The 25,068-nt window shown below is 68.9% G+C and carries 25 protein-coding genes; 18 read left to right on the forward strand and 7 right to left on the reverse strand.

Annotated elements, in window-relative coordinates; genetic code table 11:
- Positions 1-22 precede the first annotated feature (22 nt).
- The 9 genes from F9C11_RS09075 (at position 23) to F9C11_RS09115 (ending at position 9,936) form a co-directional block, all read left to right on the forward strand.
- Positions 23-1,969, forward strand: coding sequence for a DUF6541 family protein (locus tag F9C11_RS09075; RefSeq protein ID WP_409184430.1), 1,947 nt, complete (start codon positions 23-25; stop codon positions 1,967-1,969).
- Between the two features lie 6 nt (positions 1,970-1,975).
- A complete protein-coding gene (locus F9C11_RS09080; protein ID WP_409184431.1) occupies positions 1,976-2,734 on the forward strand; it encodes a glycosyltransferase family 2 protein in 759 nt (252 codons plus the stop codon).
- Between the two features lie 9 nt (positions 2,735-2,743).
- Positions 2,744-3,181, forward strand: a complete 438-nt coding sequence (locus tag F9C11_RS09085; protein ID WP_409184432.1) for a DUF2304 domain-containing protein — start codon at positions 2,744-2,746, stop codon at positions 3,179-3,181.
- 44 nt (positions 3,182-3,225) lie between these two features.
- A complete protein-coding gene (locus F9C11_RS09090; RefSeq protein WP_409184433.1) occupies positions 3,226-3,702 on the forward strand; it encodes a uridine kinase in 477 nt (158 codons plus the stop codon).
- A 427-nt stretch (positions 3,703-4,129) separates the two neighbouring features.
- The gene (locus tag F9C11_RS09095; protein ID WP_409184434.1) at positions 4,130-5,806 is read left to right on the forward strand and encodes an ABC transporter substrate-binding protein; all 1,677 of its coding nucleotides are present in this window, start codon (positions 4,130-4,132) and stop codon (positions 5,804-5,806) included.
- Positions 5,807-5,893: 87 nt separating this feature from the next.
- A complete protein-coding gene (locus tag F9C11_RS09100) occupies positions 5,894-6,895 on the forward strand; it encodes an ABC transporter permease (RefSeq protein WP_409184435.1) in 1,002 nt (333 codons plus the stop codon).
- Positions 6,892-7,827 carry an ABC transporter permease gene (locus tag F9C11_RS09105; protein ID WP_409184436.1) on the forward strand — a complete coding sequence of 312 codons (936 nt, stop codon included), beginning with the start codon at positions 6,892-6,894 and terminating at the stop codon, positions 7,825-7,827. Before F9C11_RS09100 ends, F9C11_RS09105 begins: the two co-directional genes overlap by 4 nt.
- A 4-nt stretch (positions 7,828-7,831) precedes the next feature.
- Positions 7,832-8,827: an ABC transporter ATP-binding protein gene (locus tag F9C11_RS09110; RefSeq protein ID WP_409184437.1), complete on the forward strand. Its 996-nt coding sequence runs from the start codon at positions 7,832-7,834 to the stop codon at positions 8,825-8,827.
- On the forward strand, positions 8,824-9,936 hold the full coding sequence (locus F9C11_RS09115) for an ABC transporter ATP-binding protein (protein WP_409184438.1): 1,113 nt from the start codon (positions 8,824-8,826) through the stop codon (positions 9,934-9,936). Before F9C11_RS09110 ends, F9C11_RS09115 begins: the two co-directional genes overlap by 4 nt.
- 76 nt (positions 9,937-10,012) lie before the next feature.
- On the opposite strand, the gene F9C11_RS09120 is transcribed toward F9C11_RS09115, so the two are convergent.
- Complete coding sequence (locus F9C11_RS09120; RefSeq protein ID WP_409184439.1) at positions 10,013-10,435, reverse strand: YybH family protein; 423 nt, start codon at positions 10,433-10,435, stop codon at positions 10,013-10,015.
- 101 nt (positions 10,436-10,536) lie between these two features.
- On the opposite strand from F9C11_RS09120, the gene F9C11_RS09125 reads away from it, so the two are divergent.
- From F9C11_RS09125 to F9C11_RS09135, 3 genes are all read left to right on the forward strand, one after another.
- On the forward strand, positions 10,537-10,917 hold the full coding sequence (locus tag F9C11_RS09125; RefSeq protein WP_409184440.1) for a YciI family protein: 381 nt from the start codon (positions 10,537-10,539) through the stop codon (positions 10,915-10,917).
- Positions 10,914-12,107, forward strand: coding sequence for an RNA polymerase sigma factor (locus F9C11_RS09130; RefSeq protein WP_409184441.1), 1,194 nt, complete (start codon positions 10,914-10,916; stop codon positions 12,105-12,107). Before F9C11_RS09125 ends, F9C11_RS09130 begins: the two co-directional genes overlap by 4 nt.
- 109 nt (positions 12,108-12,216) lie before the next feature.
- The gene (locus F9C11_RS09135) at positions 12,217-12,870 is read left to right on the forward strand and encodes a DedA family protein (protein WP_409184442.1); all 654 of its coding nucleotides are present in this window, start codon (positions 12,217-12,219) and stop codon (positions 12,868-12,870) included.
- Positions 12,871-13,020: 150 nt separating this feature from the next.
- Here F9C11_RS09135 and F9C11_RS09140 read toward each other — a convergent pair whose 3' ends face one another.
- Complete coding sequence (locus tag F9C11_RS09140; RefSeq protein ID WP_409184443.1) at positions 13,021-13,920, reverse strand: EamA family transporter; 900 nt, start codon at positions 13,918-13,920, stop codon at positions 13,021-13,023.
- A gap of 86 nt (positions 13,921-14,006) precedes the next feature.
- Between F9C11_RS09140 and F9C11_RS09145 the strand changes: the two genes are divergently transcribed.
- On the forward strand, positions 14,007-14,912 hold the full coding sequence (locus F9C11_RS09145) for a LysR family transcriptional regulator (protein ID WP_409184444.1): 906 nt from the start codon (positions 14,007-14,009) through the stop codon (positions 14,910-14,912).
- Here the strand turns inward: F9C11_RS09145 and F9C11_RS09150 are convergent.
- Complete coding sequence (locus F9C11_RS09150) at positions 14,909-15,463, reverse strand: TetR/AcrR family transcriptional regulator (RefSeq protein WP_409184445.1); 555 nt, start codon at positions 15,461-15,463, stop codon at positions 14,909-14,911. The two genes, F9C11_RS09145 and F9C11_RS09150, sit on opposite strands and share 4 nt — an antisense overlap.
- 64 nt (positions 15,464-15,527) lie before the next feature.
- On the opposite strand from F9C11_RS09150, the gene F9C11_RS09155 reads away from it, so the two are divergent.
- The gene (locus F9C11_RS09155) at positions 15,528-16,640 is read left to right on the forward strand and encodes a serine hydrolase domain-containing protein (RefSeq protein ID WP_409184446.1); all 1,113 of its coding nucleotides are present in this window, start codon (positions 15,528-15,530) and stop codon (positions 16,638-16,640) included.
- Between the two features lie 94 nt (positions 16,641-16,734).
- On the forward strand, positions 16,735-17,652 hold the full coding sequence (locus F9C11_RS09160; protein WP_409184447.1) for an SDR family oxidoreductase: 918 nt from the start codon (positions 16,735-16,737) through the stop codon (positions 17,650-17,652).
- Here F9C11_RS09160 and F9C11_RS09165 read toward each other — a convergent pair.
- Together F9C11_RS09165 and leuA are read right to left on the reverse strand one after the other, a co-directional pair.
- Entirely contained in the window at positions 17,643-18,614 is a 972-nt protein-coding gene (locus F9C11_RS09165) for a helix-turn-helix transcriptional regulator (RefSeq protein WP_409184448.1), read from the reverse strand. The two genes, F9C11_RS09160 and F9C11_RS09165, sit on opposite strands and share 10 nt — an antisense overlap.
- Before the next feature lie 20 nt (positions 18,615-18,634).
- Positions 18,635-20,419, reverse strand: a complete 1,785-nt coding sequence (leuA, locus tag F9C11_RS09170; RefSeq protein WP_409184449.1) for a 2-isopropylmalate synthase — start codon at positions 20,417-20,419, stop codon at positions 18,635-18,637.
- A 245-nt stretch (positions 20,420-20,664) separates the two neighbouring features.
- Between leuA and F9C11_RS09175 the strand changes: the two genes are divergently transcribed.
- Complete coding sequence (locus F9C11_RS09175) at positions 20,665-21,042, forward strand: hypothetical protein (protein ID WP_409184450.1); 378 nt, start codon at positions 20,665-20,667, stop codon at positions 21,040-21,042.
- A gap of 87 nt (positions 21,043-21,129) precedes the next feature.
- Here F9C11_RS09175 and F9C11_RS09180 read toward each other — a convergent pair whose 3' ends face one another.
- On the reverse strand, positions 21,130-21,789 hold the full coding sequence (locus F9C11_RS09180; protein ID WP_409184451.1) for a hypothetical protein: 660 nt from the start codon (positions 21,787-21,789) through the stop codon (positions 21,130-21,132).
- Between the two features lie 107 nt (positions 21,790-21,896).
- Positions 21,897-22,487, reverse strand: coding sequence for a nitroreductase family protein (locus F9C11_RS09185; protein ID WP_409184452.1), 591 nt, complete (start codon positions 22,485-22,487; stop codon positions 21,897-21,899).
- A 236-nt stretch (positions 22,488-22,723) separates the two neighbouring features.
- Here F9C11_RS09185 and F9C11_RS09190 point away from each other — a divergent pair, with 236 nt between their 5' ends.
- The gene (locus tag F9C11_RS09190; RefSeq protein WP_009084527.1) at positions 22,724-23,989 is read left to right on the forward strand and encodes an aspartate kinase; all 1,266 of its coding nucleotides are present in this window, start codon (positions 22,724-22,726) and stop codon (positions 23,987-23,989) included.
- Complete coding sequence (locus F9C11_RS09195; RefSeq protein WP_409184453.1) at positions 23,989-25,029, forward strand: aspartate-semialdehyde dehydrogenase; 1,041 nt, start codon at positions 23,989-23,991, stop codon at positions 25,027-25,029. Before F9C11_RS09190 ends, F9C11_RS09195 begins: the two co-directional genes overlap by 1 nt.
- Positions 25,030-25,068 lie beyond the last annotated feature (39 nt).

Consider the following 25,068-nt stretch of genomic DNA (forward strand, 5'->3'; position numbering starts at 1 on the left):
ATCAGGTTTGGATTCGAATTCGATGAACGTTCTTCTGGTGCTGCTTGCATTCTGGGTGCCTGGGCTCGTCTTCGGAGCGGCCATCCGGTTGCGCGGGTGGACGCTCGCCGCGGCGGCCCCGCTGCTGACGTTCGGGATCGTCGCGCTCGGCGTCCCGGTGCTGGGCGGCCTCGGCATCCGCTGGTCGCTGCTCAACGTCGCGCTGTGGACGCTGGTGCTCGTCGTCGTCGGAGCCGCGCTGGCGTTCGCGGCGCAGCGGCTGCGTGCCCGCAGGCACCCGGACTGGACGGGCGAGGACCTGGAGAAGCTGCCACTGCGCGACCACCTCGTGCTGGCGGCGGGCGTCGTCGTCGCGCTGGGCGTGGGCGCGGTCACCTTTTTGCGCGGCACCAACGGGATCACCAGCGTCCAGCAGGGCTGGGACGCGCCGTTCCACGGCAACCTGGTCCGCTGGATCGCCGAACACGGCGACGCCCGGCCCTCGACGGTGGGCACGATCGCCAACCTGCCGAACCAGACCGACTACTTCTACCCGGACACGTATCACGCCTTGCTCGCGCTGGTTTTCGGCAAGGGCGGGCTGACCATGATGCCCACGCTGAACCTGGCCGCGCTGGCGGTGATTTTCACCGTGCCGTTCGGGGTCGCCGCGCTGTGCCGGGTCTGGGGCATGCCCGCGCTCGGCGCCGCCGCCGCGGCCGCGGTGAGCACGTGGTTCAGCGCTTTCCCGTACGACTCGTTGTGGCGCGGTCCGTTGTGGCCCTATGTGGCCGGTGTCGCATTGGTTCCGGCGATGCTCGCGCTCGGCCGTTATTTGCTGAAGCCGAACGGCATCGCCGGCCCGGTCGCGATCGGCGTCGGCGTGGCGGGGTTGTGCGGTCTGCACACCAGTGTCGTGTTCGTGGTCGTCGTTTATTTCCTGCTTATTCTGCTCGCCGTTCTCTGCCGTTTCGAGAAGATCGAATGGCGGCGCAGCCTGCCCTCGCTGATCGCGACCGGCGGGCTCGCGATCGTGCTCGGCGTGCCGCTGGTGCTGCCCTCGCTGTACAACGCGGGCGGGGTGACGAGCGCGTACTGGGCGCCGGAGACCACGCTCGCCGGCGGTTTCGGCCAGACGATCACTTTCTCGCCGATGTCGGACTTCCCGCAGTGGTGGATTGGCGTGCCCGCGTTCGTCGGGCTCGTCCTGCTGGTGCGGCACCGGCGGATGCTGTGGCTGGTCGGCGCGTACGTCGTGTTCGGCGGCCTGTTCATGCTGACGGTGTCCATCAACTCGCCGATCATGCAGACCCTGACCAGCCTCTTCTACAACGACCACTGGCGGATCGCCGCGCTGATCCCATTGGCGGGGGCGGTCGCGTTCGGAGAGTTCGCGCACACCGGAGCCGCCTGGTTCGTGCGGAAGGCGCAGCCGCGGGTCAAGCTCGCCCCGGCCACGCTCGGCGTGGTCGCGGTCGTCCTGCTCGGGCTGGTCTGCGGCGGCCTGAGCAAAGGCGGCTACCTCGGCCGCAACGCGTCCCGGCTCGCCGTCACCTACCAGGACGGGCCGACGGTGTCCAAGGCCGAGGAAGCCGCCTACGCCTGGCTCAGCCAGCACACCGTGCCGGGCGAGCGGGTGATGAACAACCGGGCCGACGGTTCCGCGTGGATGTACGCGCTGGCCGGAGTTCAGCCGGTCGAGTGGACTTTCTACGGCGCCCAGGCCAACACCAAGGCCGCCTACCTGAGCGCCTGGGTCAACGACATCGACAAGTACCGGCAGGTCCGCGCGGACCTCACCGACCTGCGGGTGCGCTATCTCATCCAGGGCAAGGGGAAGGCCACCGAGGACGCGATCGAGTCCGCCGGCGTGGCGCGGGTGCGGCCCGGGCCGGAGTTCCGCGTGGTGTTCCGCAACGAGGGCGCGACGATCTACGAGATCGCCGGACAGTCCGGCGTGACCGGCCCTACCACGGCGAACGGTCAGTGAGCGGTTATGGTGGCTGCCGTGTCCAGCACATCCGTGAGCACTCGACGCGTGCTCATCGTGATGCCCGCGCTCAATGAGCAGGACAGCATTTCCGCGGTGCTCGGCCAGGTCAAGCAGACGCTGCCGAGCGCGGACGTGCTGGTGGTCGACGACGGTTCGACCGACCGCACCGCCGAACTCGCCCGAGCCTCCGGCGTCCGGGTGGCCCGGCTGTCGGTGAACCTCGGCGTGGGCGGCGCGATGCGCACCGGGTTCCGCTACGCCGCCGCGCGCGGCTACGACGCCGTCGTCCAGGTCGACGCCGACGGCCAGCACGACCCGGAAGAGGTCGGCGCCCTGCTGCAGCTGCTCGACGAGGGCGCGGACATCGCGATCGGCTCCCGGTTCGCCGGCAAGGGCTCCTACCGCGCGGTCGGGCCGCGCAAGTACGCGATGGTCGTGCTGTCGCTGGTGTTCACCCGGCTGTCCGGCAGCAAGCTCACCGACGTCACCTCCGGGTTCAAGGCGATGGGCCCGCGCGCGATCCGCCTGTTCGCCGGCTACTACCCGGCCGAGTACCTCGGCGACACGGTCGAGGCGCTGGTGATGGCGATCCGGGCGAAGCTGTCCATCCGGGAGACCCCGGTGGTCATGCGCGAACGGGCGGGCGGCAAGCCGAGCCATTCGCCGGTGAAGTCCGCGGTGTACCTGGGCCGGGCGGGGCTCGCCCTGCTGCTCGCGCTGGTGCGCCGCCGTCCGTCCGTTGACTCGTCCGACGCGGCGTAGGGAGGCTCCATGGCAGGCTGGCAGGTACTGAGCATCGTCATCGCGGCTCTGGTGCTGCTCGTCGTCGTCGAGATGATGCGGCGGCGCAAGCTGCGCGAGAAGTACGCCGGCATCTGGCTCGTGGTGGCCATCGGCGTGGTGGTGCTCGCGGTGGTCCCGCCGGTCGCGGAGTTCCTGGCGCACCTGACCGGGGTCGCGACCCCGTCGAACTTCGTCTTCTTCCTGGCCGGAGTGGTTCTCGCGCTGGTCGCGCTGCAGCTTTCGACCGAGGTCGGGCACCTGGAGGAAGAGGTGCGGACCGCGGTCGAGGAGACCGCGTTGCTGCGCTGCGAACTCGAGGACACCCAGCGCGCGCTCGAAGCGCGCATCGCCGAGCTGGAGAAGCGCACGTCCGCGCCGGACAGCGTGGACGGCCTGCCCGAAGCGAGCCCGGCACGCGTTCGCTGATCTCCGCGCTGTTCGCCGCTCCGCCCCGGCTCGGCGGCGTCCGGGTGCTCGCCATCGACGGTCCGTCCGGGGCCGGGAAGTCCACGCTCGCCGCCGAGACGGTCGAAGCTCTCGGCACGCGTGCCGCGCTGGTCAGCACGGACGCCTTCGCCACCTGGGACGATCCCGTCGCGTGGTGGCCGCGGCTGGAGGACGGCGTGCTGGCGCCGCTGGCACAGGGCAGGCCCGGCGAGTATCGCCGGATGGACTGGACCTCCGGCGCCCCGCGGCCCGGCGAGCTGGTGCGCGTCGAGGTTCCCGAGGTGCTGGTGCTGGAAGGCGTCTCGAGCGGACGCCGGGCGGTGCGGTCCCGGCTGTCGCGGCTGTGCTGGATCGAGGGCGGCACCGAGGCCGAACGGTTGTCCAGAGCGGTCGCCCGGGACGGCGAGGCGGCGCGGGCCGAACTGCGCCGCTGGCAGTTGTTCGAACGCGGCTGGTTCGCCGTCGACGGCACGCGCGAGGCCGCCGACCAGCTGGTCTGAACAACCGGAAGCCCGGCTCGACATCGGTTTGCGGCAGCCGAAAGACGGCTATTGTGCGAATGCGCGAGCGCGGCGAACTCGAGTACATTCGGGCGCTTTAAGTGGCCTTCGCGGGCAGCTTCGAGCGCCACCCGGAGGGGTTCCGGAACATCCACGGCACCCGGAACGGACAACCCGGACCGTTAGGCCAACCGGGTGAGCAAACCGCCACTCAACGTACTAAACCGGCAGATTTCGCTACGCAGCGCGCACATTTGCTGACATGTTGCGGTCTATTTGGGGCTTACGTAGCGCGATCGTAACCTCACGTGCTTAAGCGGAGGCCGAGTTGCCGCTAGTGTCACCGAACACACCGATCGCACTGGTCTTCCCGAACTGACCGCCGACGGTGAATTTCGAGAGACCGAACATTCCCAAGGGGTGCCAGATGCAGCAATTGCGGCTGACCCGAACACGCCGGGCAGCTCTGATCGGGCTGGCGGGCGCGCTCGCAGTCTCGCTGTCCGCGTGTGCGGAATCGAAGCGCGACGAGGCCGGAGGCGGCGGGTCCGGGGGCACCATGGTCTTCGGCAACACCGGCAACCCGAAGACGTTCGACCCGATCTTCAACGACGAGGGCGAGACGTTCCGGATCACCCGGCAGATGCTGGACACGCTGATCCAGAACAAGGCGGGCACCGCCGAGCTGGAGCCTTCGCTCGCCACGAAGTGGACGCCGAGCAACGACGGCAAGACCTGGACCTTCGACCTCAAGCAGGGCGTGAAGTTCAGCGACGGCACCGCGTTCGACGCCAAGGCGGTCTGCTTCAACTTCGATCGCTGGTACAACATGAAGGGCGCCACCGCCCAGAGCCAGATGATCTACTACGGCGACGTCTTCGAGGGCTTCGCGCACAACGAGGGCACCACCAAGGGCCAGCCGGTCTACAAGAGCTGCGAGGCGAAGGACGACCACACCGCGGTCCTGAACCTGACCCGCGCGAAGGGCGCCTTCCCGGCCGCGTTCACGCTGCCGTCGTTCGCCATGCAGAGCCCCACCGCGCTGCAGAAGTACAACGCGGACAAGGTCACCGGCTCCGGCACGTCGATCACGTATCCGGAGTACGGCTACAAGCACCCGACCGGCACCGGCCCGTTCAAGTTCGACGGCTGGGACCAGGGCAACGGCCAGATCACCTTGGTGCGCAACGACACCAGCACGATGCCGCAGCCCGCCAAGCTGGACAAGCTCGTGTTCAAGGTGATCCCGGACGAGAACGCCCGCAAGCAGGCGCTCAAGGCCGGCGACATCAACGGCTACGACTTCCCGGCCCCCGCCGACTACGGGCTGCTGCGCAACGACGGCGAGCAGGTGCTGATCCGCCCGTCGTTCAACGTGCTCTACCTGGGCATCAACCAGAAGAACAACCCGCTGCTCAAGAAGGACGAGGTCCGCAAGGCGCTCGCCTACGGCATCAACCGCGAGCAGTTCGTGCGCTCGAAGCTGGCCGAGGGTTCCGAGGTCGCGACCGAGTTCGTGCCGAAGGCGATCTCCGGGTACACCGACGACGTCGCGAAGTACCCGTACGACCCGAACCGCGCCAAGCAGATGCTGAAGGACGCCGGCGCCGAGGGCATGACGCTGAAGTTCTACTACCCGACCGAGGTCACCCGGCCCTACATGCCGAACCCGGCCGACACCTACACCGCGATCTCCGAGGACCTGAAGGCCATCGGCATCAACGTGCAGCCGGTCGCCGAGTCGTGGAACGGCGGGTACAAGGACGACGTGCAGCAGGCCGGGAAGCAGGACATCCACCTGCTCGGCTGGACCGGTGACTACAACGACGCGGGCAACTTCGTCGGCACCTTCTTCGGCCGCCCGAAGCCGGAATTCGGCTTCGACAACGCGGATCTGTTCAAGGCGCTCGCCGACGCGGACGCCGCGCCGGCAGGCGACGCGCACACCAAGGCGTACCAGGAAGCCAACAAGAAGATCATGGACTACCTGCCCGCCATTCCGATCGCCTACCCGACGCCGGCGATCGTGGTCGGTCCGAAGATCAAGGGCGTGGTGGCCAGCCCGCTCACCGACGAACGCTTCTACAACGTCACGATCGGCTGACGTGCTCCACTGAGCAGCCAGGCCAAGGGCAGGTGCTACCGCGCCTGCCCTTGGCCTCGTTCCCGGGCTGTACACAAAGGACTACTCGTGCTCCGTTTCCTCGTGCGTCGGCTGCTACAAGCGATCCCGACGCTGCTCATCCTGTCCATCCTGGTGTTCGCGTGGTTGCGCTCACTCCCCGGCGGACCCGCGTCCGCACTGCTCGGGGACAAGGCGACTCCGGAAAAACTGGCGAACCTGAATCACGTACTCGGCCTCGACCAGCCGATTTTCGTGCAGTACTTCAAATTCCTCGGTCGCGCGATCACCGGCGATTTCGGCAATTCGCTGGTGTCGTCCCGTTCGGTGATGTCGGAGATCGGCACGTTCCTCCCGGCCACCATCGAACTGGGCATCACGGCGATGCTCATCGCGGTGCTGTTCGGCATTTCGTTCGGCTATCTCGCCGCCCGGTTCCGCGGCCAGATCGTCGACAACGTCATCATCGTGCTGACGCTGGTCGGCGTCGCGGTGCCGATCTTCTTCCTCGGCTACATGATGCAGGACCTGCTGTCCACGCCGCTCGGCCTGCCATCGCAGGGCAGGCAGGCTCCCGGCATCAACGCCACCGTGGTCACGCATTTCGCCATTCTCGACGGAATGATGACCGGCGAATGGGACGCGGTGTGGGACGCGATCAAGCACCTCATTCTTCCCGCGCTCGCGCTCGCCACCATTCCGCTCGCGGTGATCACCCGGATCACCCGCGCGTCGGTGCTCGACGTGTTCAATGAGGACTTCATCCGCACCGCGAACTCGAAGGGCCTCACCCAGTCCGTGGTCCGCCAGCGGCACGTGCTGCGCAACGGGCTGCTTCCGGTGATCACCACGATCGGCCTGCAGACCGGCGCGCTGCTCGGCGGCGCCGTGCTGACCGAGCGAGTGTTCAACTTCCGCGGCCTCGGATTCCTTCTCGCCGAAGGGATCGACAAGCGGGACTACCCGCGGCTGCAGGCACTGCTGCTTCTCGGGGCACTGGTCTACGTGCTCGTGAACATGCTCGTGGACATTTCCTACGGGCTCATCGACCCGAGGGTGCGTGTGCGGTGAACACTCTGCTGAACAAGAAGAAAGAACCGATCGACAAGCTCGCCGCGGCGTCGGCGGGCGGGCGGAGCCTCGGCGCCGAGGCGCTGCGCCGGATGCTGCGCAGCCCGGTGGCGATCGTCGGCGGCGTGATCACCCTGCTGTTCCTGCTGCTGGCGATTTTCGCGCCGCTGCTCGCGCCGAAGGACCCGCAGGTCCGGTATCTGCAGGACAAGGTCGTCCTCGGCCGGGGCATCATCCCGGGCGCCCAGCCCGGTTTCCCGCTCGGCGTCGACGATTTCGGCCGCGACTTCCTGTCCCGGCTGCTGATCGGCGCGCAGCAGACGCTGCTGGTCGGCGTGCTCGCCACGGTGATCGGCGTGCTCCTCGGCGCGGTCATCGGCGGGCTCGCCGGCGCGTTCGGCGGCTGGGTCGACACCGTCCTCATGCGACTGGTCGACGTGCTGCTGGCGTTTCCCTCGCTGCTGCTGGCGATTTCGATCGCGGCGCTGTTCGCGAAGCCGAGCCAGTGGACGGTGATCATCGCGGTGTCGATCATCGGCGTGCCGATTTTCGCCCGGCTGCTGCGCGGTTCGATGCTCGCCCAGCGCGAGGCGGACCACGTGCTGGCGGCGACGTCGCTCGGCGTGAAGCGGACGACGATCGTGTTCCGGCACATGCTGCCGAACTCGCTCGGCCCGGTGATCGTGCAGGCGACGCTGACCCTGGCGACCGCGATCCTGGAAGCCGCGGCGCTGTCGTTCCTCGGCCTCGGCGACCCGGACCCGACCCGCGCGGAATGGGGACTGATGCTGGGCAACGCTTCCCAGCACTTCCTCGACATCCGGCCCGAGCTGGCCTACTACCCGGCGATCGCGATCATCGTGGTGGCGCTCGGGTTCACGCTGCTCGGCGAGTCCCTCCGCGAAGCCCTCGACCCGAAGAACCGGCGGTGACCCCGTGGCACTTCTCGAAGTCCGCGACCTGAAGGTCGTGTTCCAGCGCCGCGGAGAGCGTCCGTTCACCGCGGTCGACGGCGTGAGTTTCGACGTCGAACCCGGCCAGACGGTCGGGCTGGTCGGCGAGTCCGGCTGCGGCAAGTCGGTGACGTCGCTCGCGATCATGCGGCTGCTCGCCAAGCGCGGCAACACCGTCAGCGGTGCGGTGCGCTTCGAGGGCACCGACCTGCTGTCCCTGTCCGACCGCGAAATGCGCGACCGGCGCGGCCGCGATCTCGGCATGGTGTTCCAGGATCCGCTGTCCTCGCTGAACCCGGTCATCCCGATCGGGCTGCAGATCACCGAGGTGCTGGAGCGCCACCGCGACATGCCGCGCAAGAAGGCGCGGATCGAAGCGGCGGAACTGCTCGACAAGGTCGGCATCCCCGACCCGACGCGACGGCTTTCCGAGTACCCGCACCAGCTTTCCGGCGGGATGCGCCAGCGTGCGCTGATCGCGATCGCGCTGGCGTGCCGTCCCCGGCTGCTCATCGCGGACGAGCCGACCACCGCGCTCGACGTGACGATCCAGGCGCAGATTCTCGCGCTGCTGCGGGAACTGGTGCAGGACACCGGAACCGCGCTGGTGATGATCACGCACGACCTCGGCGTCGTCGCCGGGCTCTGCGACGAGGTCAACGTGCTCTACGGCGGCCGGATCGTGGAGCGCCAGGCGCGGCATTCGCTGTTCGCGCAGCCGCGGCATCCGTACACGCACGGCCTGCTGGCCTCGATCCCGCGGCTCGACGAGGGCCGCGGCGAGAAGCTGGTGCCGATCCGCGGTTCGGTGGCCGACAACATCCCGTGGGACGGCGGCTGCGCGTTCGCGCCGCGCTGCCCGAACGCGATCCAGGCCTGCCTGGAGCATTCGCCGGACCTCGTTCCCGACCGGAACGGCTTGCTGCGCTGCCACAACCCGGTGCGACCCGCCGTGGCGGCAGGAGGAGGAACCCGATGACGGTGGCGAACACCGACGAGGTGCTGCTCGAGGTCACCGACCTCAAGGTGCACTTCCCGATCAAGCGCGGCATCGTCGTGGACCGCACGGTGGGGCACGTGTTCGCGGTGGACGGGGTCGACCTGTCGATCCGCCGCGGCGAAACCTACGGCCTGGTCGGCGAATCCGGCTGCGGCAAGTCGACGCTCGGCCGCGCGATCCTGCGGCTCAACGAGCCGACCGGCGGCAAGGTCGTGTTCGACGGCACCGACGTCGCCCAGCTCAAGGGCGAGCAGCTGCGCAAGGCGCGGCGGCGGATGCAGATGGTGTTCCAGGACCCGATGTCGAGCCTGGACCCGCGCCAGTCGGTCGAGTCGATTCTCGTCGAGGGCATGCGCGCGCACGGGCTGGACAAGGACAAGGAGTCCACCGCGAAACGGCTGCGCGAGCTGCTGAACGCGGTCGGCCTCCCGGAGACCTCGCTGCGGAAGTACCCGCACGAGTTCTCCGGCGGGCAGCGCCAGCGCATCGGCATCGCGCGGGCGCTGTCGGTGGAGCCGGACCTGATCGTCGCCGACGAACCGGTGTCCGCGCTGGACGTTTCGGTGCAGGCGCAGGTGGTGAACCTGCTGGAGGATCTGCAGGACGAGCTGGGGCTCACCTACGTGGTGATCGCGCACGACCTCGCGGTGGTCCGGCACATCTCCGACCGGATCGGCGTGATGTACCTCGGCGCGCTGGTCGAGGAGACGACGTCGGAGGAGCTGTACCAGAACCCGCTGCACCCGTACACGAAGGCGCTGCTGTCGGCGATCCCGGTGCCGGACCCGGTGGTGGAGGACAGCCGTGAGCAGATCCTGCTCGCCGGGGACCTCCCGTCGCCGGCCAATCCGCCGTCGGGCTGCCGCTTCCACACGCGGTGCCCGTGGAAGCAGGAAAGCCTGTGCACCACCGATCGCCCGCAGCTGCGCGAGATCGGCACCGGACACCGGGTGGCCTGCCACTACGCGGAGGACATCCGCGACGGACGGATCCAGCCGCACAAGGTCGACGTGGAATTGGTCGACGCCAGCGCACTGAACCCGGACCTCGGCCCGCCGGACGTCGGGTCGGCGGCTGAGATTCTCTGATCGCCCGGTGAAGGCCCCTGCCTTTTACAGGTGGGGGCCTTCACCTGTCCCTGGCCCCGCGGCCGGGTTCCCAGTCTCAGGGCTGAAGATCCACAGCGGCACGGAACGAACCGTCCATGTGGAACGGCGTCGAATTGTGCTCGTGCTCAACCAGCCAGCCGTTTTCCTTGTGCCGCAACGCCAACGTCGTGCGGAACCAGAGGGTGAACGGTTCGCTCAGGCCTCGCGGCGTCGCGGTCAGCTTCGCCAGCGCGGCCACCACCGCCAGTTCGCCGGACACGGTGATTTCCTCGTCGTGGTACGTGTAGGAAACCGGCCCGTCGAAGGTGCTGAGCCACTGCGCGACGGATTCCGCGGAAGCGCCGGTGCTGCGCAGCGGCGGCGCGAGATCGAACTTGACCGCCTTCTCGGTGTAGCTCGCGACGACCCGCTGCGGGTCCTTCTCGTGCATCGCGGCGGTGCGCTCGGCCAGCAGGTCGCGGATCTCGTTTTCGGACATTCTGTGTTCTCCTTTTCCGGATGCGGTGGACGTCCGGGACGTCGAAGCCGTCCGCCCGGCTTCGACATCAGGGGTGGAAGAACTTTTCGAGGAGGCTCCCGATGAAGTATCTGGTCCTGATCTACGGCAACCCGGCGTCGCGCGCGGCCTGGGCGGGGATGAGCGACGAGCAGAAGGCCGAGGGCCTGCGGGCCTACCAGCGGTTCCACGACGAGCTGGCGGGCACCGGCGAGCGGATCGGGTCCGAACGGCTGGCCGCGCCGGAGCTGACGAAGCAGGTGCGCGTCACCGCGGACGGCGTGAGCACCACCGACGGCCCGTTCGCCGAGATCAAGGAACAGCTCGCCGGGTTCTACCTGCTCGAATGCGATTCCGAGGCTCGCGCGCTGGAGATCGCCGCGCGGATCCCGGAGGCGCCGTTCGCCACGATCGAGGTGCGGCCGGTGATGGGACTGACCGGCGACGTGGACTTCGAGCTGTGATCGACGGCCTCCTGCGCGACCTCATCCCGCAGGTACTGACCGCGCTCGTGCGCCGCTACGGCGACTTCGGCAAATGCGAGGACGCCGTGCAGGAGGCCCTGCTCGCCGCGGCGGTGCAGTGGCCGAAGGACGGGGTGCCGGACAACCCGAAGGCCTGGCTCATCACGACGGCCTCGCGCCGGCGGATCGAGATGTGGCGCAGTGAAGCCGCGCGCATCCGTCGGGAGGAGACGGTGGCCGCGCTGGAACCGCCGTCGTTCGAACTCGTGCCGCAGCAGGACGACACCCTCACCCTGCTGTTGCTCTGCTGCCATCCCGCGTTGACCCGGCCGTCGCAAGTGGCGCTCACCTTGCGTGCCGTCGGCGGCCTGACCACTGCGGAGATCGCGCGGGCGTATCTGGTCCCGGAGCCGACGATCGGCCAGCGGATCAGCCGCGCGAAACAGAAACTGCGCGGTGCGGATTTCGTCCTGCCGCCGAAGGACGAGCTGCCGGAACGCGTCGCTTCGGTATTGCAGGTGCTGTACCTGGTGTTCACCGAAGGACACACCGCCAGCTCCGGCAGCGAGGTGCACCGCGTCGAACTGACCGCCGAGGCCATCCGGCTCGCCCGGCAACTGCACGCCCTGCTGCCCGCCGACGGCGAGGTCGCCGGATTGCTCGCCCTCCTGCTGCTCACCGACGCCCGCCGTCCGGCCCGCACCGGCCGCGACGGCGTCCCGGTGCCGCTGGCCGAACAGGACCGCTCGCTCTGGGACGCGTCCGCGATCGCCGAGGGCAGCGCGCTCATCGAACACGCGCTGGCGACCACCCCGGTCGGCCCGTACCAGCTGCAGGCCGCGATCGCCGCCGTGCACGACGAAGCCCCGACCGCCGACGCCACCGACTGGCCGCAGATCCTGCTGCTGTACGACCTCCTTCAGCAGGTCGCACCCGGCCCGATGGTCGCGCTGAACCGCCTGGTCGCGCTCGCCCGCGTCGAAGGCCCGGCGGTCGCTCTCGCCGAACTGGACGCGGCCGAACCCGACCACTACCGGGCCGACGTGGTCCGCGCACACCTGCTGGAACTGTCCGGCGACCCGCGAGGCGCCCACGACTGTTACGTCCGCGCCGCCCAGCGCACCTTGAGCCTTCCGGAACGGGCGTATTTCGAATCGCGTGCTTTGCGTGTTATGTCGGAAAAACCCTGAAATACCCCTGCCGGAAGACGGACCCCACCCCCGACTCCAGGCGGACGCGAGAATGCGCTTCGGCTGGGTACCCTGCGGAGACCGGGCACGAATCACAAGGGGGTTGGCAGTGAACATCGACCACGTGCTGGAGGCGATTCCTCCGCTCTCGGTCTACCTGCTGGTGGGCTTGGTGGTGATGGTCGAAAGCCTGGGCATCCCGCTGCCGGGGGAAATCGTGCTGGTGAGCGCGGCGCTGCTGGCCTCGTCGCACAGCGGGCTGAACCCGCTGTGGATCGGCGTGCTGGCGTCGGCGGGCGCGATCATCGGCGACAGCATCGGATACCTGATCGGCAAAAAGGGCGGCAAACGGCTGTTCGCCTGGGCGGGCCGGAAGTTCCCCAAACATTTCGGCCCGGACCACATCGCGAGCGCGGAAAGAATGTTCCACAAACGCGGCATGTGGGCGGTGTTCTTCGGCCGGTTCGTCGCGGTGCTGCGCATCCTGGCCGGCCCGCTCGCCGGATCGCTCAACATGCACTACCCGCGCTTCCTGATCGCGAACGCACTGGGCGGCATCGTCTGGGCGGGCGGAACGACGGCGCTGATCTACTACCTGGGCGTGGTCGCGGACAAGTGGCTGAAGGGCTTCCAGTGGGCAGGCCTGGGAGCGGCGCTGGTGATCGGCGTGGTGGTGACGCTGGTGCTGAAGAAGCGCATGGCCCGCAACGCGACGGCTTCCTCGGCCACGTCGGCGGAGGAGAAAAACGACGCGGTCGCCTGAGGCGACTGATCGCCCCGGCAGGTCTTCGGACTTGCCGGGGTTTTCTGCTGCCGGGCCCGGAAATAAGCGATGCCCCGGGCGGCCTGCGCAAGCAGAGGCGACCCGGGGACGCTGGCGGCGTACCGACCCGAACTGCTGCGCCGGTAACCCTCACACGGGCTGCAGTTCCTCCGGCGTCACCACCGGCTTCCGCCGCAGCGAGCCCAGCAGCACTCCGCCGATCACCACCGCCGCGGCGACCAGGGTCAGTGCTGTCGGCACCTCGCCGAGGATGAAGAACGACGCGGTCAGCCCCACCACCGGCACCAGCAGCGAGAACGGCGCGACCACGCCCGCCGGGTTGCGGCGCATCAGCGTCGTCCAGATGCCGGAACCGAGGACCGTTCCGAAGAGCACCACGTACGCCAGCCCCGCGACGCCGATCAGGCCGGTCTTCGTGCCGAGCGTCGTCAGCGAGTGCCAGGCGGCGCCGGGGCCCTCGAAGATGCTCGACAGCGCCAGCATCGGCAGCGGCGGCACCACGGACATCCACAGCGTCAGATGCAGCGGATTGTCCGGCTCCGCGCGGCGCATGCTCAGGTTGCCGATCGCCCAGCTCAGCGCGGCCAGCAAGGTCAGCAGCACCGGCACCAGCGCGGCGTGGGCGGACTGCTGCCAGGCGATCGCCGTCATGCCCGCCACCGCGAGCAGGATTCCGGCGAGCTGCCGTCCGGAGACGCGTTCCCGCAGCAGCACCGCGCCCAGCAGCACGGTGAACGGCGCGGACGCCTGCAGCACCAGCGACGCGAGCCCGGTCGGCATGCCCAGGTGCATCGCGACGAACAGGAACGCGAACTGCCCGGTGCCGAACCCGAGCCCGTAACCCAGCAGGTAGCGCAGCTTCACGCGCGGCCGCGGCACGAGGAACACCGTCGGAATCGCGATCAGCAGAAACCGCAGCGCGCCCGCGAACATCGGCGGGAACTGGCCGAGAGTGGCGTGGATCGCAATGAAATTCAGGCCCCACAAGACGGCGACGAACACAGCGAGCAAACGGTCCCGGATGGCCATGCCCCAAGCTTGCCTAGGCGAACCTTGAAGCACCAGCGAGAAATACTGCACTGACTGTGTAGCACAGCTTCACATACACTTCGCCAATGGACTTGGGCAGGCTCCGCACGCTGCGCGAATTCGCCGATCGAGGCAGCGTCACCGCCGCCGCTCGGGCGCTGCACTGCACGCCGTCGGCGATCTCACAGCAGTTGCGCGCGCTGCAGGCGGAGGTCGGCATCGCGCTCACCGAGCCGGCCGGCCGCGGCCTGCGGCTCACCGACGCGGGCCGCGCGCTGGTCGCCCGCGCCGACGACGTGCTGGCCGCGCTGGACCGAGCCGAAGCGGAGCTGGACACCTACCGCAGCGCCCCGCGCGGACGCGTGCGGATCGCGATCTTCCAATCCGCCGGGCTGATGCTCCTGCCCGGACTGCTGCGGCGCATCGAAGCGCACGAGAACCTCGAGGTGGACGTCCGCGACGTCGACATGGTCCCGCCGCAGGTCCCCGGCCTGGTCGCCGACTACGACGTCGTCGTCGCCCACCGCGACGAGCACGCGCCCGAATTCGACACCGAACGCCTGGACGTCGTCCCCCTGTTGCGCGAACCGCTGGACGTCGCCCTCCCGGTCGGCCACCGCCTCGCCCGCAACCGCCGCGTCGGCCTGGCCGACCTCGCGGACGAACGCTGGATCTCGGTGGACCACGGCTTCCCGGTGGACGACGTCCTGCGCTCGCTGACCGTGCGCACCGGGGTGCGGCCGCAGATCGTCCAGCGCATCAACGATTTCCGCATCACCGAACGACTCGTCGCGGCCGGGCACGGGATCGCGCTGATGCCCCGGTACACAATGGACACCCGGCGGGGCAGCGGCCTGGTCGGCCGCCCGCTGGCCGGAATCCGCGCGGCGCGGCTGGTGGAAGTGGTGTGCCGCACGGGTGCCGCGAACCGCCCCGCTGTCGCGACGGTGATCGACGAGATGCGCGCCGAAGTGGCCGCGCTGACCACCTAGGCGGGTTCCCGGGCGGGCAGACCTCGCAGCAGGGTGTCGAGGAACAGGTCGAACCGCGGTGCGCCGGGGCCGAGATCGAGCGGGTTTTCCCGCACGGCAAGCCAGCTCACCGTGCACGTGATGAAGATGTACCAGCTCTGTTCGGCCAGTTCCGGCGGCACACCGGCATTGGTGAACGCCGTGACCACCTGACCGCGCAGGCGGCCGAACGACTCCGGGTTATGCCGATGCGGCCGGGACAAGCGGGTCGCGTAACCGGGAACCGCGAGGAACTGGTCGTGCATTGCCCACGCGACCTTCGCGAGCCACGGCCGCCAGGACCGGCGCGGCGGTCCCTCCGCCGGAAGCACCCGCTCCAGCACCACCTCGCTGACCAGATCGAACAGCGCGTCCCGGTTGGCCACCCAGCGATAAAGCGCGCCGTGCGTCACGCCCAGCCGCGCCGCCAGTTCGCGCATGGTCAACGTGTCGAGGTTTCCGGCGGACAACGCCGCGTCGACGATCCGCTCGCGATCGAGCTGTGCGGGGCGGCCGGGCCGCGGTCGGGTCATGGCTCGGGACTCTACCGAGAACAGGTTAGTGACCAATGGTTACTAATGGGCGTACAGTCGGGGCATGGCAGACATCGAGGGCACCGTGCGGCCCGGTTTCGAACAGGTGCGGGACACGTTCGCGGCAGTCGCGGACGGAGCCGCCCAGCTGGTCGTGTACCACCGCGGTGAGCGGGTAGTCGATCTGTGGACCGGCGTCGACGGGGATTCCCTGCTCGGCGCCTACTCCGCGACGAAGGGCGCGGCACACCTGGTCGTCGCGTTGCTGGTCCAGGACGGCGTGCTGGACCTTGACCAGCGGGTGCGCCATTACTGGCCGGAGTTCCCCGCCGACGTCACCCTGCGGGACCTCCTGGCGCACCGAGCCGGCCTGGTCGGCTCGGACGAAGGCTTCTCCCGCGAGGAACTCGCCGATGACCGGATCGTCGCCGAACGATTGGCGCGGCAACGCCCGTTTTGGCGGCCAGGCAGTGCTTTCGGGTACCACGCACTGGTGATCGGTGCGCTCAGCGGCGAGGTCGTGCGGCGGGCAACCGGCCGCACGATCCAGGAACAGTTCGCCGACCGGGTCCGCGATCCGTACGCGGTGGACTTCTACCTCGGCCTCCCCGCCGAACTGGAGCCGCGGTTCGTGAGCACGCAGCCCATGGTGCGGACACCCGAACGGCAGCTCCCGTTGCCCGCGGCGAACAGCCTGTCCGGGATCGCCTTCAACCGGCATCGTCCCGGCAGTCCGGAGGTGTGGGAACTGCCGAACCTCCCGGAAGTCCGGCGGCTCGGCTCGGCGTCGTTCGGCGGTGTCGCTTCCGCCCGCGGCCTGGCCCGGATGTACGCGGCGGCGATCAGCCCGCTGGACGGCGAATCGCCGCTGCTGAAACCGGAAACCGCCGCCGAGTTCGCGCAGATCCAGTCCATCGGGCACGACGTGGTGCTGCGCGAGCACAAAGCGTTCGGGGTCGGCTTCCACGTCACGAGCGAGCGTTATCCGGAGCTGGGCCAGGGCAGTTTCGGACACAGCGGCGCGGGCGGCCAGCAGGCGTTCGCCGATCCGCGCAACGGCATCGCCTACGGCTACACCCGTCGCCGCGTCCCGTTCCCGGCCGCGGCCGCTCCGGAGAACGAGCCGCTGATCAAGGCGCTGTACTCGGCGGTGCGTGCCGTCGAAGCCCGGGGGTGATCGCCGGAACGCGGATTTCTCGAGAACCCGGACAGAGGGTGTCAGGGTTTGCCCGCACGCTGGTGGTCCACCGAGAGAAAAGAGGACGAACGAGATGAGCGGGGAACTGGCCGGCAAGGTCGCGCTCGTGGCGGGCGGCACGCGCGGGGCGAGCCGGGCGATCGCGGTCGAGCTGGGCCGGGCCGGGGCGTACGTGTACGTCACCGGTCGCACGACGCGGGCCGGACGGTCCGAAGTGGACCGTCCGGAGACCATTGAGGACACTCTGGAACGGATCGAAGCCGCGGGCGGCAAGGGCACCGCGCTGCGGGTCGACCACCTGGTGAGCGACGAGGTCGCCGCGCTCGCCCAGCGGATCGACGCCGAGCACGGCGGGCTCGACATCCTGGTCGACGGCATCTGGGGCGGCGACCGCTACCTGGAGTGGGGCAAACCGGTCTGGGAGCACTCGCTGGAGGCCAGCCTGCGGATGATGCGGCTGTCCCTCGACGCCCACCTGATCACCAGCCACCACCTGTTTCCGCTGGTGATCCGCCGTCCGGGCGGGCTGGTGATCGAGCTGACCGACGGCACCGCCGAGTACAACCGGAAGTATCGCGAGGGCACGTCGCTGCCGTACTACCTGGCCAAGGCGGCGATCAACGTCCTGGCCGTCGGCGAAGCGGCGGAGCTGAAGGTGCACGAGTGCACCGCGATCGCGTTCACGCCGGGCTGGCTGCGTTCGGAAGCGATGCTGGAGATCTTCGAAGTGACCGAGGAAAACTGGCGCGACGCGACCGTTCGCGAGCCGCATTTCGTGATCTCGGAGTCGCCGGCCTTCTCCGGCCGCACGGTCGTCGCACTGGCCGCCGACCCGGACCGGCACCGCTGGACCGGCCAGACGGTTTCCAGCGGGCAACTGGCGAAGGTCTACGAAATCGACGACGTGGACGGCAGCCGCCCAGATGCGTGGCGGTACATCGAGGAGGTCCAGGAACCCGGAAAGCCCGCCGACGCCACCGGTTACCGCTGACGGTTGCGCTCAGCAAGCGCCTGACCGAACTCCGCGACCGCGGCCCGCACCTCCGGCGGGGTCAGCACTTCGACGCCGGGGCCGAGGGAAACCAGCTGTCCGACAGCGACTTTCTCGCCTTCCATGGCGAACTCGGCCTCGGCCCACCCGTCGTCGTCGGGCGGGCCGAGGGACACCAAGACCTCGTTCACGTGCTCCGGCCCGAAAACCCGCCGCAGTGCGCCCGTCGCGGAGCGGTCCAGCCGTGCGGTCACCTTCAGCGGCAACGGCATCTTTTCGAACTTCGCCGACGACGCCCGCCACCAATCGGCGAGCGAGAATTCTTCCGGCCGTGCAAAGGTTTCGCCGGTTTCGGCCACCCCTTCCAACCGGGAGACGCGGTACGTCCGCAGGTCAGCGTCGACCCGCGCCACCAGATACCACACCCCGGCCTTCAGCACGAGACCCAGCGGATCGAGCGTCCGCCGGGTGACCTTGTCGCGTCGCCGATAACGCACGTCGAGCCGTTGCTGGGTCCACACCGCCTTCGCGACCGCGGGCAGCGCGGCCGCGTCGTCTGGCGAGCTGAACCAGGCCGAGGCGTCGAGATGAAATCGCCCGGCGACCGTCCGGGCCTGTTCCTGCAGCTGAGCGGGCATGCTCGCGGACACTTTCGCGTGCGCCGCGGCCACCGCGTTGCCGAGGCCGAGTCCGGCCAGCGCGTCTGGTACGTCGAGGGCCAGCAGCGCGACGGCCTCCCGCGAGGTGAGGCCGTCGAGCCGCGAACGCCAGCCGTCCACGAGCCGGATGCCGCCGTGCCGCCCTGGTTCGCTCCAGAGCGGCACGCCGGCTTCGCGCAACGCGGCGAGATCCCGCCGCAGCGTCCGCTCGGTCACGCCCAATTCACTGGCCAGTTCCCCGACCGTGCCCGCGCGTTTGCGGTGCAGCGTGAAGAGAAGCGCGACCAAGCGCTCGGCTCGCATCAGGCTGGATCAAGCTCGGATCAGCGGTTGGCCCGGTTGACCGCGCTTACCACCGCGCGCAGCGAAGCGGTGACGATCGACGGGTCGATGCCGATGCCCCAGAACACGCGGTCGGAAATCGCGCATTCGATGTAGGACGCTGCGCGCGAATCGTCGCCCGGGCTCAGGGTGTGCTCGCTGTAGTCCAGGAGCCGCAGGTCATAGCCCACAGTGGACAGTGCGTCGAAGAACGCGGCGATCGGCCCGTTGCCGCGGCCGGTGATCTCGTGCTCGTCGCCCTCGACCTTCACCGTGGCCTCGAGGTCGTACTCGCCGCCGCCGTTGTCGGTGACGCGCTGCTTGATCAGCTCCAGCGGCGTCTTCGACTCCAGGTACTCCGCCGAGAACGCGCGCCACATGGTGGCCGGGTCGACCTCGCCGCCCTCGGAGTCGGTGTAGGCCTGGATGACCTTCGAGAACTCGATCTGCAGCCGGCGCGGCAGGTCGAGCTGGTGCTCGGCCTTCATGATGTAGGCGACGCCGCCCTTGCCGGACTGCGAGTTCACCCGGATCACGGCCTCGTAGGTGCGGCCGACGTCCTTCGGGTCGATCGGCAGGTACGGGACCTCCCACGGGTGCTCGTCGACCGGGACGCCCTTCTTGTCGGCGGCGTCCTTCATCGCGTCGAGACCCTTGTTGATCGCGTCCTGGTGGCTGCCGGAGAAGGCGGTGAACACCAGGTCGCCGCCCCACGGGGAGCGTTCCGGAACGGGCAGCTGGTTGCAGTACTCGACGGTCCGCTTGATCTCGTCCATGTCCGAGAAGTCGATCTGCGGGTCGATGCCCTGGCTGTAGAGGTTCATGCCCAGCGCGACCAGGTCCACGTTGCCGGTGCGCTCGCCGTTGCCGAACAGGCAGCCCTCGATCCGGTCCGCGCCCGCCTGGTATCCCAGTTCGGCGGCGGCGATGCCGGTGCCGCGGTCGTTGTGCGGGTGCAGCGACAGGATCACCGAATCGCGGCGCTCCAGGTTGCGCGACATCCACTCGATCGAGTCGGCGTACACGTTCGGGGTGGCCATCTCGACGGTCGCCGGCAGGTTCAGGATGACCGGCTTCTCCGGCGTCGGCTGCCAGATCTCGGTGACCGCGTTGCACACCTCGAGCGCGTAGGACAGCTCGGTGCCGGTGTAGGACTCGGGCGAGTACTGGAAGCGGAAGTCGGTGTCCGGCTGCTTCGCCGCCAGCTCGACGACCATTTCCGCGGCCGAGGTGGCGATCTTCTTGATGCCCTCGCGCTCCTCGCGGAACACCACGCGGCGCTGCAGGATCGAGGTCGAGTTGTAAATGTGGACGATCGCCCTCGGCGCGCCCTCGAGCGCCTGGAAGGTGCGCTCGATCAGCTCGGGACGGCACTGGGTCAGCACCTGGATGTGCACGTCGTCGGGGATCGCGCCCTCTTCGATGATCTCGCGCACGAAGTCGAAGTCGGTCTGCGACGCGGCCGGGAAGCCGACCTCGATCTCCTTGTAGCCCATGCGGACCAGCAGGTCGAAGAACTTGCGCTTGCGCGCGGGCGACATCGGGTCGATCAGCGCCTGGTTGCCGTCGCGCAGGTCTACCGCGCACCACAGCGGCGCGCGCTCGATGCGCTTGTCCGGCCAGGTGCGGTCGGGCAGGTCGATGTTCTCGACGACGTCGTACCAGGGGCGGTAGCGGTGGACCGGCATGGACGTGCCGCGCTGCGGGTTCCACGAGGGCTGTCCGGCGGGCGCGGGACGAGAGGGCTTGCGCAGACGGGAGTTGGTGGTGCGGGGGTCGGTGCTCATCGCGGGAAAATCTCCTGAAGGGAATCGGTGCGGACGACCGGCACCACAAAGCCCCGCGACGAGGAGCCGGTCAGATCAGGCCCCGTCGCGGCAGCGAAGCAGGAGTTCACGCGCCACGGGGTCACTGTAACCACCCGACGCGCCGAAAGGAAAGCCGCCCGCCGCGATCGAACTGTTACGTCGGGTGGCTGATCCCTGTTACTAGCGGGTAGCGGCCCGCGAAACGACGTGCCAGACTGCCCGGCATGGGCGAGCACGCGGAGCAAGCACAGGAAACCGAGGCGAAGGCGCGTCCCCAGCGCACCCCGGTGGACTGGCGGCGCGTTCGGGAACGCGCGGTGTCTTTCGTCGCGTCCCTCGTGCGCTGGGCCGGGCTACTGTTCGCCGCGGTACTGGTGCTGCACGTGATTTTCGTCATCGGCGAGGCCAACCAGGGCAACGGCATCGTCTCGTTCGTCCGCGGTTGGGCCGACGGCCTGTCGCTCGGCTTCAAGGACCTGTTCACCCCGAGCGACGCCAAGCTGCGGGTGCTGGTGAACTACGGCATCGCGGCGGTGTTCTGGCTCGTCGTGTCGGGGATCCTGGCGAAGATCATCCGCCGGGTCGGCGGCGCGGGCGCCTGACCGGTCGCGGCCCGCGGCTTTGCGGTGCGAGCGAATCCAAGGAAACAGCCGCTTCCCTGAATTCGCTCGCCGACCGGCGTCCCGTCCTCAGGACTGCCAGGTCACCGCTTCCTTGCCGTAGTCGGTCTCCGGGGCCAGGTCCCGATACGTGCTAGCGCTGTAGCTGGCCCCCTTCACCTCCGCGCCCGCCGGAGCCAGTGCCAGCACGCAGCTGGTGAACGACGCCCCCTTCGTGGTGAACGTCTTGCCCCCGTTCTCGCTGTCGCACTTCTCGAACTTGCCGATCACCGTCACGTGCGGGCCCTTGGTGCCGTCCGCGAGCAGGCCGTTCATCAGGCCCAGCGAGGCGTACGCGAAGTCCGTGCCGGTCTCGTTCGTGACCTTGACCTGGATGTAGTACGGCGTCATCCCCTTGGCCCGGTCGCCCAGCTTCAACGGGGCCAGATCCGCCTCGACGCCCTTGTCGATGCCGGTCACCGTCACCCCGAGCGCGCCGGTGTTGTTCTTCGACTTGAACGGCACCACGGCCTTCTCGCCGACCTTCAGTTTCGTGCCCTGCTTCGTGTAGGGGGCCGAGACGGACTCGCCAGCGGGCGCGGCGCTTGACGAGGGCGCGCTCGCCGAGGAAGTGGCCGGCGGCGCGATCGGCGGGTCCGGCAGCTTGTCGTCCTTGCTGGAGCACCCGGACAGGGCAAGCGCCAAGGTCGCAGCGGAAATCGCCGTCAAAACCGGCAGGCCAGTACGCATCTCGTCACTCCTTGAGGGATATCCCACCGATTCATTGGTCTGACCGGTTTGGTGTCCATCAGACCTCATGGGCGAGATGCCGGTTCCCTCGAAGGATTACGAACCGGTCACAGTGCGGGTGAGCCCCATCGGTCGCCGAACGCGAACTCCGCGAGCGGCAGTCGTTGCCGAGGGGCCAGTTCGCGTTCGATCCGGCGTGGATCCTCGAGCACGGACGGGGCGGCGGGCGATCCGACGGCGATCGCCACGCGGGCCACCGCGGCCTCCGGCAAGCTGAACTCGGCGCGGACCGCGTCCGGCGAGAAGCCGGCCATCTGGTGCGCGATCAGGCCAAGCTCGACCGCCTGCAGCACGAGGTTCTCGGTCGCGAGGCCCAGCCCGTAGTCGGTGTAGGGCACCTCGCCCTTCTCGTTCGTGGTGACCGTCACGCCGATCAGCAGCGCACTCGCCCGGAACGCCCACGCCTGGTTCCCCGAGTTCAGCGTGGCGAGGATGCGCGGGAACACCGGATCGCCTCGGCGGCCGACGAGGTAGCGCGCCGGCTGGGTATTGCCGAAAGACGGCGCCCACCTGGCGGCTTCGAGCAACGCGGTCAGCTGGGCGGCGGTGATTTCGGCGGTCTCGTCGTAGGCCCGGGGGCTCCAGCGCTCGGCGATGGCCGGCGCGACGGGGACGCTCGTCTCGGCTGGTTTGCGCATGCGGCGAACGTAGTACGGCCGGGGAGTGCTCTCCGTCACTCCGGCGGAAGGGCTTCGAGCTTTCCCCTGGCGTTAAGGAAAATTTACTTCCAAACCCTCCGGAGCGGCCGTGGCGGACCACTCGATGGGGTGGCGAGCGCCGTTCGCGCCGGTAGGCTCTTCCCCAAATGAAGGGCCGTGGGCGCTCCTCGGTGCCCTCCAAGGAGTACGCCCCGGCCCGTCAAGGAGGTTCGGGCGTGGCCCTCGTGGTCCAGAAGTACGGCGGATCGTCGCTGGAAAGTGCCGACCGGATCAAGCGCGTGGCAGAACGGATCGTCGCGACCAAGAAGGCGGGCAACGACGTGGTCGTCGTGTGCTCGGCGATGGGCGACACCACTGATGAGCTGCTCGATCTGGCGCAGCAGGTGAACCCGGCGCCGCCGGAGCGGGAAATGGACATGCTGCTCACCGCGGGCGAGCGCATCTCGAATTCGCTGGTCGCGATGGCCATTTCCGCGCAGGGTGCGCAGGCCTGGTCGTTCACCGGTTCCCAGGCGGGCGTGGTCACCACGTCGGTGCACGGCAACGCGCGCATCATCGACGTCACTCCGAGCCGCGTCACCGAGGCGCTCGAGCAGGGTTACGTCGCGCTGGTGGCCGGTTTCCAAGGCGTGGCACAGGACACCAAGGACATCACGACGCTCGGCCGCGGCGGTTCCGACACCACCGCGGTGGCGCTCGCCGCCGCGCTGAACGCGGACGTCTGCGAGATCTATTCCGATGTGGACGGTGTGTATTCGGCCGACCCGCGGATCGTGCCGGACGCCAAAAAGCTCGACACCATCCCGTACGAGGAGATGCTGGAGCTCGCGGCGAGCGGGTCGAAGATCCTGCACCTGCGTTCGGTCGAGTACGCGCGCCGCTACGGCGTGCCGATCCGAGTCCGTTCTTCCTACAGCGACAAGCCGGGCACCACGGTGGCCGGATCGATCGAGGAGATCCCCGTGGAACAAGCGCTGATCACCGGTGTGGCACACGACCGCTCGGAAGCGAAGATCACCGTGACCGGCGTGCCGGACCACGCCGGCGCCGCGGGCCGGATCTTCCGGGTCGTCGCCGACGCCGAGATCGACATCGACATGGTGCTGCAGAACGTGTCCAGCACGTCCTCTGGCCGCACCGACATCACCTTCACGCTTTCGAAGGCCAACGGGGCCAAGGCGGTCAAGGAACTCGAGAAGATCAAGGCGGAGATCGGCTTCGAGTCGGTCCTGTACGACGACCACGTCGGCAAGGTCTCGCTCGTCGGCGCCGGGATGCGCTCGCACCCGGGCGTCACCGCGACGTTCTGCGAGGCGCTGGCCAACGCGGGCGTGAACATCGAAATCATCAACACCTCGGAGATCCGCATTTCGGTGCTGATCCGCGACGCACAGCTGGACGAGGCCGTGCGCGCGATCCACGAGGCGTTCGAACTCGGCGGCGACGAGGAAGCCGTCGTCTACGCGGGGAGTGGTCGCTGATGGCGCAGGGTCTTCGCGTCGGCGTGGTCGGGGCGACCGGCCAGGTCGGCGCAGTGATGCGCAAGCTGCTCGACGAGCGGAATTTCCCGGTCGAGCAGATCCGGTACTTCGCTTCGGCCCGTTCGGCGGGGCGCACGTTGCCGTGGCGCGGCGAGGAAATCACGGTCGAGGACACCGCGACCGCTGATCTGTCCGGTTTGGACATCGCGCTGTTCTCCGCGGGCGGCGCGACCTCGCGCGAGCACGCGCCGCGGTTCGCCGAGGCGGGCGCGATCGTGGTCGACAACTCGTCGGCGTTCCGCCGCGACCCGGACGTGCCGCTGATCGTCAGCGAGGTCAACCCGGAAGCGATCAAGGAGGTGCGGAAGGGGATCATCGCGAACCCCAACTGCACCACCATGGCCGCGATGCCGGTGCTCAAGCCGCTGCACGACGAAGCCGGTCTGGTGCGGATCATCGCGAGCACGTACCAGGCAGTGTCCGGCAGCGGCCTGGCCGGCGTCGACGAGCTGGCCGCGCAGGTGAACGCGGTCGCGTCGCGCGCGGCCTCGCTCACGCACGACGGTTCGGCGGTCGAATTCCCGGCCCCGGCCAAGTACGTCGCGCCGATCGCGTTCAACGTCCTCCCGATGGCTGGGTCCATTGTGGACGACGGAACGTTCGAGACCGACGAGGAACAGAAGCTGCGCAACGAAAGCCGGAAGATCCTGGGCATCCCGGACCTGCTGGTGTCCGGCACGTGCGTCCGGGTCCCGGTGTTCACCGGGCACTCGCTGTCGGTGAACGTCGAGTTCGAGCGGCCGCTGTCGGTCGAACGGGCGACGGAGCTGCTGTCGAACGCGCCGGGCGTGCAGCTGGCGGACGTGCCGACGCCGCTGCAGGCCGCGGGCATCGACCCGAGCCTGGTCGGCCGCATCCGCACCGACCCGGGCGTCCCGGACGGCCGCGGACTGGCGCTGTTCGTCTCCGCCGACAACCTCCGCAAGGGGGCGGCGCTGAACACCGTGCAGATCGCCGAACTGGTGGCGCAGAACCGCTGAGGCTGGCGAAACTGCCCGGTCCCTCGTCCGAGGGGCCGG

The sequence above is a fragment of the Amycolatopsis sp. VS8301801F10 genome, from assembly GCF_046195355.1.
Lineage (GTDB): Bacteria > Actinomycetota > Actinomycetes > Mycobacteriales > Pseudonocardiaceae > Amycolatopsis.